Annotated in this window: 10 protein-coding genes; 7 read left to right on the top strand and 3 right to left on the bottom strand. The window is 69.2% G+C overall.

All coding sequences use genetic code 11. The annotated features are described in order from the left end of the window. Both VGE49_RS06480 and VGE49_RS06475 read right to left on the bottom strand, forming a co-directional pair. Nucleotides 1–1,241 (bottom strand): GNAT family N-acetyltransferase (locus VGE49_RS06480; protein WP_331033742.1); only part of this gene is annotated, 1,241 nt, incomplete at its 3' end. 200 nt (nt 1,242–1,441) lie between these two features. Next, nucleotides 1,442–2,149 (bottom strand): alpha/beta hydrolase-fold protein, encoded by a 708-nt coding sequence (locus VGE49_RS06475; protein ID WP_331033741.1) that lies wholly within the window; start codon nt 2,147–2,149, stop codon nt 1,442–1,444. On the opposite strand from VGE49_RS06475, the gene VGE49_RS06470 reads away from it, so the two are divergent. The 3 genes from VGE49_RS06470 to VGE49_RS06460 all read left to right on the top strand — a co-directional run bounded on the left by VGE49_RS06470 (nt 2,148) and on the right by VGE49_RS06460 (nt 4,549). Next, the gene (locus VGE49_RS06470; protein WP_331033740.1) at nt 2,148–2,852 is read left to right on the top strand and encodes a hypothetical protein; all 705 of its coding nucleotides are present in this window, start codon (nt 2,148–2,150) and stop codon (nt 2,850–2,852) included. The two genes, VGE49_RS06475 and VGE49_RS06470, sit on opposite strands and share 2 nt — an antisense overlap. A gap of 67 nt (nt 2,853–2,919) precedes the next feature. Then, the gene (locus VGE49_RS06465; protein ID WP_331033739.1) at nt 2,920–4,038 is read left to right on the top strand and encodes a bifunctional transcriptional activator/DNA repair enzyme AdaA; all 1,119 of its coding nucleotides are present in this window, start codon (nt 2,920–2,922) and stop codon (nt 4,036–4,038) included. After that, nucleotides 4,019–4,549, top strand: a complete 531-nt coding sequence (locus VGE49_RS06460; RefSeq protein ID WP_331033738.1) for a methylated-DNA--[protein]-cysteine S-methyltransferase — start codon at nt 4,019–4,021, stop codon at nt 4,547–4,549. Before VGE49_RS06465 ends, VGE49_RS06460 begins: the two co-directional genes overlap by 20 nt. Here VGE49_RS06460 and ilvA read toward each other — a convergent pair whose 3' ends face one another. Continuing rightward, nucleotides 4,550–6,106: a threonine ammonia-lyase, biosynthetic gene (gene ilvA / locus VGE49_RS06455; RefSeq protein ID WP_331033737.1), complete on the bottom strand. Its 1,557-nt coding sequence runs from the start codon at nt 6,104–6,106 to the stop codon at nt 4,550–4,552. Between the two features lie 175 nt (nt 6,107–6,281). Between ilvA and VGE49_RS06450 the strand changes: the two genes are divergently transcribed. From VGE49_RS06450 to VGE49_RS06435, 4 genes are all read left to right on the top strand, one after another. Next, nucleotides 6,282–6,617 (top strand): GIY-YIG nuclease family protein, encoded by a 336-nt coding sequence (locus VGE49_RS06450; RefSeq protein WP_331033736.1) that lies wholly within the window; start codon nt 6,282–6,284, stop codon nt 6,615–6,617. A gap of 117 nt (nt 6,618–6,734) precedes the next feature. After that, complete coding sequence (gene nadA, locus VGE49_RS06445) at nt 6,735–7,814, top strand: quinolinate synthase NadA (protein WP_331033735.1); 1,080 nt, start codon at nt 6,735–6,737, stop codon at nt 7,812–7,814. A gap of 57 nt (nt 7,815–7,871) precedes the next feature. Next, nucleotides 7,872–8,720 carry a metalloprotease gene (locus VGE49_RS06440; protein ID WP_331033734.1) on the top strand — a complete coding sequence of 283 codons (849 nt, stop codon included), beginning with the start codon at nt 7,872–7,874 and terminating at the stop codon, nt 8,718–8,720. A 4-nt stretch (nt 8,721–8,724) separates the two neighbouring features. Next, entirely contained in the window at nt 8,725–10,272 is a 1,548-nt protein-coding gene (locus tag VGE49_RS06435; protein ID WP_331033733.1) for an L-aspartate oxidase, read from the top strand. The last annotated feature ends 8 nt before the right edge of the window (nt 10,273–10,280 follow it).

Here is a 10,280-nt window from a genome sequence, read left to right as displayed (position 1 = left end):
TCGGCGTGGTCGCCTCTCCTCGCCAGGAGGCGGCCGAGGCGGTAGAGCGTCAGCGCGTCGTCCGGCCGCATCGTCAGGATCTGGCGATAGGCGCGTTCGGCGGCGGAAATCTCGTTCGTCTTTTCCAACTCGAGCGCCATCTCGCGCATGATGTCCAGACCTCTGGGGTCCAGGGCGTCGCCCAGGTTGCGTCCGCTCCTGGTCGCCACGGAGCAGGCCCTCACCCGACCTTCCTGCGAGGCGAACAGATATTTGTACGGCTCGTCGCCGCTGAGGAAATCATAGGTGGCGAAGCCCTGGGTGATGGCGTGACGGATGCTGTTGGCGTGCAGCAGATAGCCGGCGGGCGCCTTGTCGTAGGTCTCGTCTCGGCCGGCGACGAAGAACAGCATCGCCTTCTTGGCGTGGTCGACCAGGATCGCCAGGGCGGCCACCGGGCGACCGCCGTGCCGGAACACCGGAAGGAACAGGGTTCCGTTCGCGGCGCAACGGGTCAGCATGGCGCGCTTGCGTCGGACGAGGTCCTCGGCCTTGGCGCCCTTGCGAGGGCCCCATTTGCTCTTCCACAGAGCCAGCAGCATGTCGATGTCGCGGGCGTAGGTTTCGACGCCGGACAGGGCGATGTCGTAATCCTCGGCCCCATCGACCTTGCGCAGCCAGCGACGGATCTTCTGCCGGTTGTTGGCGCTGAGGGTCGCCAGATAGGCATCCCAGTCCGACGGCAGGGCGATCGAGGGACAAACGCTGTTGTCCGTATTCGTTGCCTTGTTGACGTAGTCGATGTCCTTATGAACGAAGCGAAGCTCGTCGAAAGCCGACAGGAAAAGCCGCCGCCGCCTGTCGGACATCCAGAGGTTGGACATGGTCAACTTGGCCCAGTTGAGCTTTCTGCGCAGATGGTCGGTGAAGGCCGAAACGGCGGCGGTCTCGAAGTCGGGGTGGATCAGGACGCCCGCGTGGTCGGAAATTCCTCCGCCGGCGAGATACAGCTCGTTGAAGAAGCCTTGCTCCTTGTCGAAATGCACCTGCATCCGCAGAGGCAGGAAGGCGACATAGCGATCGTCCGCCTGCTTCGGCTTGGCCGCGAGCACGAGCCACACCGTCGGGCGCACCGCCAGCCAGTCGGCGATCCAGCGCCATGACATGAAAAGACTCGCGTCTGGGTCAGCTGCATAGGCCGCCTCCCAGTCGCCGCGCACGCCTTCGAGCGCGTCGAACTCCTCGATGACATCGATGTGCATCGCACAACCCGTTCCAGCTCAGCCGAGCGACAAACGGGACCGTTACCGAATGGTTCCAGCCCTTGCGGCGACGTCCAAGCGCGCACTGTCAGGACCAGTTCGGAGCGGTGCAATTTGGGGCCGCTCTCACTGACTTGGAAAACTCGACCATTTAGCCAGACCAGCTAACATCGGCTCAGCCTCGCACAGAACCACCAGCCTCAGATTCCTCGCCCGCCATGTACGCTCCCGATCCGCACTGGAACGCTGAGCCCCGATCTAGACCCTTCATGGTTGCCGTAGGCGTCGTAGAGTCCGTTGGACAGGTAGAGCGCAGGGAAGTCCGGCCCAGCACGCTCGATCAGCGCCAGCGGCGAGATGCGACGCCATTCAGCTTCGTCGGCAAGATATTTGCGCGCCAGCAGCCAGATCCCGAAGGCCATCTTGGGACTGGCCCCCGTGCGTTCGATCGCCGCCTTCGTCTGCGACAGAGGACCGAACGGCGACGCGACGTAGACCCCCGGACACAGGGCCGCGATCTTGTCGAACGACTGCGGCCGGGACAGCCCCGTAACCAGAACATTGAGGCCGCCCATGGACTCGCCCATCAGAAGGCGACGGCGGGGCGCGCCGATCTTCGCCTCGATCTCGGGCAGGCGGCTCATCATGTCGTCCAGCAAGCCGCTTTCGGGACGCGCTCCCTTGGGCGTCAGCAGCCAAGTCCCTCCATAGGAGAGCGTCACCACCGTAGGCGGCGGCGTCCCGCGATCTCGCCACTGCGCCTGCAGCATGGCCGTCAGGTAGGTGTCGTCATTCCAGATTCGCTCATCCAGACCGCGACCATGCAGGTGGTAAATGACATCGCCGTTCGTCCCCTGCCTGGCCGCCTTGACGCTGCTGGGGGCGCTGACGCTCGCCGGGGCGATCATGGAGCATTACGATATCAAGCCCGCCTGGCTGACCAAATGGCGGGTGCGCGACCTGTCGGCCTTCGGTCTGGCCGATCCGGCCAAGTGGGGCGCGTCAATAAGCGGAAGCGAAAAGGCGAAGGCCGAGGGGCTGCCCAAGGGGACGAAGGTCTGGGGCGTGAGCGTCGAGACGCCGCGCGCGGTCGACGCCCTGTGGTCTCTCATTTTCGGCGGGGTCTTCCTGTTGTGGTGGATGGGCGTGATCCGTTTCGACGGACTGAGCCAGTTCACGTTGCGCGGCGGCGAGGTGGCGGTGGCGGCGGCGCCGATCTGGTCCGCCCTCTATGGCGTCATCCTGGCCGGGGTGGTGGCCGGGCTGGCGGTGGACGCCGTGACGGTGGCGCGCGGCGGGGCGGATCGTGTGACCTGGGCGCTGAGGGTTCCGCTGGCGGGGGCCGCGATCTGGATCGTCTGGCGCCTGTTCGACGCGGGCTGGTGGTTCACCCTGAGCCAGGGCGAGCAGGTCGCGAAGGTGGTGGGCGGGCCTGCCGACCGGATCGGCACGGAACTGCTGCAGGCGCTGCGTCTGGAAGGACGCGGACTGGAAGAGACCGCCGTGACCCTGGGCGCGGTGCTCAGCTGGGGGCTGGTGATCGCCATGATCGGCTATGGCTTCAGCATCGTGCAGAACCTGTGGCGGATCGCGACAGCGCGCGACCGCTAAGCCGGCCTGGCGCCGCCATGTCCGAAAACCGCGAGACAGGGCGGCGCGGCGGGCGCATGTTGCGGGCATGGAAGACGCCCGCGACAGTCTGGATCAGGAGGCCTGTTATCGGGCGGTGCTGACGCGCGACCCGCGCTTCGACGGGCGGTTCTTCACCTGCGTGAAAACGACGGGGATCTATTGCCGCCCGGTCTGTCCTGCCAGGACGCCCAAGCGCGAGAACATGAACTTCGTCGCCTCGGCGGCGGCGGCGGAGGAGGCGGGGTTTCGCGCCTGTCTGCGCTGTCGGCCCGAGACGGCGCCGGACATGGGGGCCTGGCGCGGCACCTCCAACACCGTCAGCCGGGCGCTGGGTCTGATCGAGGCGGGCGCTCTGGACGAAGGCGACGTCGAGGGTCTGGCCGCCCGTCTGGGGGTGGGCGAGCGGCACCTGCGCCGCCTGTTCCGTCAACATCTGGGCGCGGCTCCGGTCAGCGTGGCCCAGACGCGCCGCGTCCTGCTGGCCAAGGCCCTGATCCACCAGACCGACCTGGCCATGGCCGAGGTGGCCCTGGCCTCGGGCTTCGGCAGCGTGCGGCGCTTCAACGAGACGTTCCAGGGTCTCTATGGCCGCTCGCCCTCGACCCTGCGCCGACGGGCCGAGAAGCCGGGCGACGCCAAGGCGCATGAAGGGGTGCGGCTGAGCCTGCCCTATCGTCCGCCCTATGAGGTCGAGGCCATGATGGCGGCGCTGAGAGCGCGCGGCGAGACGGTCGCCGACGCGGTCTGGCGGCGCGCTCTGACGGTTGACGTGGACGGCGCGACCGGCGAGGTCTCGGCCCGGTTCGAGAGCGGGAACCGGCTGGCGGTGACGGTCGCGGCCTCGGATTTGAGGGCCTTGCCCGGCGTGCTGGCGCGGGTGCGGCGAGTGTTCGACCTGTCGGCGGACCCGGAGGCCATCCAGCGCGACCTGTCGAGCGATCCCCTTTTGGCTCTCCGGCTGCGGGCGCGCCCCGGCTTGCGCCTGCCCGGCGACTGGCTGGATGCGGGGGGCGACATGGCCAGCGACAGGCTTGAAGACGAACGGCTCGCAGACCGAGCCGAGCATTGGCGGCCCTGGCGGGCCTATGGCGCGCTGCACCTGCGGGAAGCAGGGATCGACGGCGCTGCAATGATGGAGACGGACGATGAAAAAGACGCAGCCTGAGACCTTCACCCTCGACCGCATCGCCTCGCCGGTGGGCGAGGTGCTGCTGGTCACGGACGCCGAGGGGGCCGTGCGCGCCTTCGACTTCACCGACTATGAACCGCGGATGCGAAAGCTGCTGGCCCGCCACTACGGCGAGGTGGTGCTGACCGACGGGCGCGCGCCCGAGGCGGTGCGGGCGGCGGTGCAGGCTTATTTCGGCGGCGACGCCACGGCCCTGGACGGGGTTGCGGTGAAGACCGGGGGCACCGACTTCCAGCGTTCGGTCTGGGCGGCGCTGCGCACCATTCCGGCGGGCGAGACCTGGAGCTACGGCCAGCTGGCCCAGGCGATCGGCAAGCCCGCCGCCGTGCGCGCCGTGGGCCTGGCCAACGGGGCCAATCCGGTCGGGGTCATCGTGCCCTGCCATCGTGTCGTCGGCGCCAATGGAACCCTGACCGGCTATGCCGGCGGGCTGGAGCGCAAACGCTGGCTGCTGGCGCACGAGGGCGCGACGACGGGCCTGCTCTAGTCAGGCCGCCCCGTCCAGGAACAGGCGGCAGGCCGGATTGTCGGTCTCGTCCACATAGGGGTAGCCGAGGGCGTCGAGCGCCTGGCTGAGGGCCGCCGCCTGATCCGGCGGGACGCTGACGCCCGCCAGCACCCGGCCTACGTCGTCGCCGTGGTTGCGATAGTGGAACAGGGTCAGGGCCCAGGCGGGCTGCAGGCTGTTGAGGAAGCGCAGGAAGGCGCCGGGGCGTTCGGGGAGCTCGAAGCGCAGCAGCCGCTCGTGCGGCAGGCCGATGGTGCGCCCGCCGACCATGTAGCGGACGTGCAGCTTGGCCGTCTCGTTGTCGCTCATGTCCTCGACGGCGTAGCCGTCGGCGCGGAGACGTTGAATCAACGTCTCCTTTTCTTGTCCTATCGTCTCGCGCGCGGCGCTCGGCTGCTTGAGGGCGCCCCCGCCGTTCAGCGAGACGCCGACGAAGATCTGCGCCCGGCCGTCGCCGGACCAGCGGTAGTTGAACTCGGTGACAGAGCGGCCGTCGAGGCTTTGCAGGAAGCGGTGATAGTCGTCGCGGCGGTCGGGCATGGCCACGGCCAGCAGGGCCTCGGCGCCCTCGCCGATCTCGGCCCGTTCGGCCACGTGACGCAGCCGGTCGAAGTTGACGTTGGCGCCGGAGTTGACCGCCACCAGGGCGCCGCGTCCGGGATGGCGCGCCGCCCAGACCTTGAGCCCCGCCAGGGCCACCGCGCCCGAGGGCTCGGCCACGGCGCGGACGTCGTCGAAGATGTCCTTCACCGCCGCGCAGATGGCGTCCGTGTCGACCAGAACGATCTCGTCCAGCAGGTCGCGGCACAGGCGGAAGGTCTCGTCGCCCGCCCGACGCACCGCCACCCCGTCGGCGAAAAGGCCGACCTGATCCAGGGTCACGACATGACCGGCGGCGATGGCGCTCTTCATCGTCGGGGCGTCGGCGGGCTCGACGCCGATGATCTTCGTCTCGGGCCGCAGGAAGCGGACGATGGCGGCCACCCCCGCCGCCAGGCCCCCGCCGCCGATGGGGATGAAGACGGCGTCGATCGGGTCCGGGTGCTGGCGCAGGATCTCCAGCCCGACCGTGCCCTGGCCCGCGATGACGTCGGGGTCGTCGAAGGGGTGAACGAAGGCGGCGCCGGTTTCCTGTTCCAGCTTGCGAGCGTGGGCGTAGGCGTCGTCGAAGCTGTCGCCGTGCAGGACCACGCCGCCGCCCAGGGCCTTGACCGCCGCCACCTTGATGCCCGGCGTGGTGGTCGGCATGACGATGGTCGAGGCCGCGCCGCGTTTCGCCGCCGCCAGGGCCACGCCCTGCGCATGATTGCCGGCCGAGGCGCAGATGACGCCGCGCGCCAGCTCGGCCTCGGACAGGGCGGCGATCTTGTTATAGGCGCCGCGGATCTTGAACGAGAAGACCGGCTGCAGGTCTTCGCGCTTCAGCAGGGCCGGGCGGTCGATCCGCGCCGACAGTCGCTTCAGCGGGTCCAGAGGGGTTTCCTCGGCCACGTCATAGACGCGGGCGGTCAGGATGCGGCGGACGGTGTCTTGCACGAAATTCTCGAAGCGACGCGACGGGGAGGATCAATCGACCTTTCGTCTAGGCCAGAAGTCCCGTCCGGGGAAAGGGTCTTGCGTTTGTCGGCGGGGCGGAAGGCCTGTGGCCGCTCATATTTACCCGGGTAATAACTTCTGATATTTGATCCGGGTAAAACAAAGGGAGGCGTCCATGACGTCCACAGACCGCAAGGCGATGATCGCCGACTACAAGGACCGCGAAACCGTCGCCGGGGTCTTCGCCGTCATCTGTTCCGCCACCGGCCGCGCCTGGGTGGGCCAGAGCCGTCACATCGACACCCAGCAGAACGGCCTGTGGTTCGCGCTCAAGCTGGGCAGCAGCCCCTACAGGTCGCTGCAGGCCGAATGGACCGCCCACGGCGCCGACAGCTTCCGCTTCGAGCAACTGGACCGGCTGGCCCCCGACCTGTCCGACATGGCTCGCAAGGACGAGCTGAAGAAACGCGCCGCCCTGTGGACCGCGCGGCTGGACGCCGAGGCGCTGTAAGACGACTCCACGCCCTTTTCCCTTGCGCCGTGTGCGGAAGGGCCTACATTGTTCCTGCTTATGCTAACTTTGAGCATAAGTCAGGGCCGCGAAGACGGCGGCAAGGGAGTTGAGGCGATGGCGGACGGCGCTTTCGGTCTGTCGAAGGAATTGGCGGAAGAGACCGCTCCGGTGTGGGAGAAGGTCAAGGGTCTGGTGACGCCGCTGGAGTGGCCGGAACAGGCGAAGCTGATCAGCGAGATCAATGCGCTGAAGAAGCAGCGCGACGCCGTCATCCTGGCCCACAACTACATGACGCCCGAGATCTTCCACGGGGTCGGCGACTATGTCGGCGACAGCCTGGGCCTGGCCAAGGAGGCCGCGAAGTCGAAGGCGAAGGTGATCGTCCAGGCGGGCGTCCACTTCATGGCCGAGACGTCCAAGATCCTGTCGCCGGAAAAGACCGTCCTGATCCCCGACCTGCGCGCGGGCTGCTCGCTGGCCTCGTCGATCACGGGCGCGGACGTGCGCCTGATCAAGCAACGCTACCCCGGCCTGCCGGTCGTCACCTATGTCAACACCACCGCCGACGTGAAGGCCGAGACGGACATCTGCTGCACCAGCGCCAACGCCGTTCAGGTGGTGGAGTGGGCGGCCAGGGAATGGGGCGTCGACAAGGTCATCCTGATCCCCGACGAGTTCCTGGCGCGCAACGTCGCGGCGCAGACGAACGTCGGCATCATCGCCTGGAAGGGCCGCTGCGAGGTGCACGAGCGTTTCACCGCCGACGACATCGCCGAGATGCGCGCCGCCTATCCGGGCGCCGAGATCCTGGCTCACCCGGAATGCCCCGAGGAGGTGCTGGCGGCCTCGGACTTCGCCGGATCGACGGCGGCGATGATCGACTATGTGGTCGACCGCAAGCCGAAGCAGGTGGTGATGATCACCGAGTGCTCGATGGCCTCGAACGTCAAGGGCGACGTGCCCGGCGTCGACTTCATCGGCCCGTGCAACCTGTGCCCGCACATGAAGCGGATCACGCTGGAGAACATCCGCGACTGCCTGAAATACATGCAGTTCGAGGTGACGGTGGAGCCTGAGATGGCCGAGCGCGCCGCCCTGGCCGTGCAGCGGATGATCGACCTGCCGCCGCCCGCCGTCCCGGCGCGCTACGACCTGATCAAGGCCAAACATCACGTCGATGTGGAGCTGATCTGAGGTTCTGCGGCGATGCGGCCCGTTGCGGGCTGCGCGTCGCAAGCCCAGTTCGACGCCATGAGCGACACCGACCACACCACACGCCGTCCCGGTCCCTGGGATCTGCCGCCCGAACCGGCCGGGCCCGAGCCTGCGCCCGTCCGCAAATCCGCGCCGCTGGAGGACAAGGGCCAGCATCCGGGCTGGGCCATCGCCTCGACCCTGCTGATGGCGGGCTTCCTGTGGTGGGTCACGGGCAGCGTCGTCGTGGCGGGCGGCGTCCTGTTCGGCCTGTTCGTCCACGAATACGGCCACGTCCTGGCGATGAACCGGCTCGGCATGGGGCCGGCGCGCATCTACATCATTCCCTTCCTCGGCGGCATGGCCAAGGGGCAGCGCGAGCCGAAGAGCGAGTGGCACGGGGTGCTGGTGTCGCTGGCGGGACCGGCGTTCGGCCTGATCGCCATGATCCCCTTCGTGGCGGCGGGTCTGTGGCTACGGTCGTCGGAGTGGCTGATGGGGGCCTTCTTCATCGCCATGATCAATCTGGTGAACCTGTTGCCCGCCCCGCCGCTGGACGGGTCCAAGGCCCTGGGGCCGGTGCTGACGCGGGTGCATCCGCGGCTGGAGCACGCAGCCCTGCTGGCCGTGGGAGGCCTGGCCGTCTGGTGGGGGCTGTCGACGGGGCGGTTCATCCTGGCGGCCTTCCTGGGTCTGGCGGTGTTCAGCCACCTGAAGCGCGGCGTCTGGCGCGCGGCCTGGGGGCGGCTGAGCTGGCCCCAGGCGGGCCGCAGCCTGGCCCTCTATCTGGCGACGGCGGCGGTCTGCGCGGCGGCGGCGATCGGCGCCCTGCTGCCCCTGACCGGCGGCGCGGTCGAGCCGGCCTTCGACATGGGCTTGCGATTCATCGGCGTGGGAGGCCGCTAAAGCCATGGCGCGCATCCGGCATGACGGGCCGCTGATCATCGGCGGCGGACTGGCGGGGCTGTCCGCCGCGCTGGAGGCCGGGCCGGCGAAAGCTCTGGTGGTCACGCCGGAGCCCCTGCTGAACGCCTGTTCCTCGGCCTGGGCCCAGGGCGGGCTCGCGGCGGCGCTGTCGCCGAAGGACAGCGCGGTCCTGCACGCGAAAGACACTGAAGGGGCGGGCGCCGGTCTGGTGGAGCCGGAGGCCGCGCGCGCCCTGACCGAGCGCGGGCGCGAGACGGTGGAATGGCTGGCCTCGCTGGGCGCGCCGTTTGATCGGGACGAGACGGGCGGATTCTCCGTCAGCCTCGAGGCGGCGCACAGCCTGCCGCGCGTGGCGCGGGTCGGGGGCGACGGGGCCGGGCGGGCCATTCTGTCGGCGGTGGTGGCCGCCGCGAGGGCCTCCAAACATATCGAGATCTGGGAAGACGGACGGCTGCGCGGCCTGATCCAGGACGCGGACGGTCGGGTGCGCGGGGCCTTGATCGAACGCTCCGCCGGGCGGGTGGACGAGGTCTTTGCCCCCGCCGTGGTCCTGGCCACCGGGGGCGTCGGCGGCCTGTATGAGGTGACGACCAACCCCTCGGCCCTGCGCGGCGAGGGACTGGCCCTGGCCTATCTGGCGGGGGCTGAAATCCTCGACCCGGAGTTCGTGCAGTTCCATCCGACCGCCATCGACGTGGGGCTGGACCCGGCGCCGCTGGCGACCGAGGCCCTGCGCGGCGAGGGGGCGCGGCTGGTCGACGGGACCGGCGCCTATCTGTTGGGCGAGGACGAAGACGCCGATCTGGCCCCGCGCGACATCGTGGCTCGGGCGGTGCACGCAGCAAGGGCCGACGGGCGCGGCGCCTTTCTGGATGCGACGAAAGCGGTGGGCGAGGCCTTCCCGCACGAGTTTCCGGCGGTGTTCGCCGCCTGTATGCGCGCCGGGCTGGACCCGCGCGTCAGCCCCATTCCGGTGGCGGCGGCGGCCCACTATCACATGGGCGGCATCGTCGCCGACGACGAGGGACGGACCACAGTTCCGGGCCTCTACGCCATCGGCGAATGCGCGGCGACGGGTGTGCACGGCGCCAACCGTCTGGCTTCCAACTCCCTGCTGGAAGCGGGCGCCTTCGGGCGGCGCGCCGGGCGGGCGGCGGCGCTGGAGGTGCAACCGCCGAAGGCTGAGTTGAGGACGGCGCGCGCTTCGCAGGACCTGCCGCCGGAAGCGATGGCCGAACTGCGCGCCGCCATGACCCGGTTCGCGGGCGTGGTGCGCGACGAGGAGGGGCTGAGCGCCTTGATCGCCGTGATCGACCGGCTGGCCAAGCTCCACCCCGACGCCGTGGTCCTGACCGCCGCGCGGCTGATCGCCGAGGGCGCGCTGAACCGACGCGAGAGCCGGGGCGGGCACTACCGCGCCGACTATCCCGACAGCCTGCCGACGGCGGTGCATACGCGGATGCGGCGGACGCTCGCCCGCGACGACGAGGCCGAGGCGGCGGTGCTCGCCGCCCTGGCCGCCACCATCTGATTTTCAAA

It is taken from the genome of Brevundimonas sp., from assembly GCF_036405315.1.
GTDB lineage: Bacteria > Pseudomonadota > Alphaproteobacteria > Caulobacterales > Caulobacteraceae > Brevundimonas.
The sequence above is the reverse complement of the archived record's forward strand: the minus strand, read 5'-3'. Positions and strand labels throughout refer to the sequence as shown.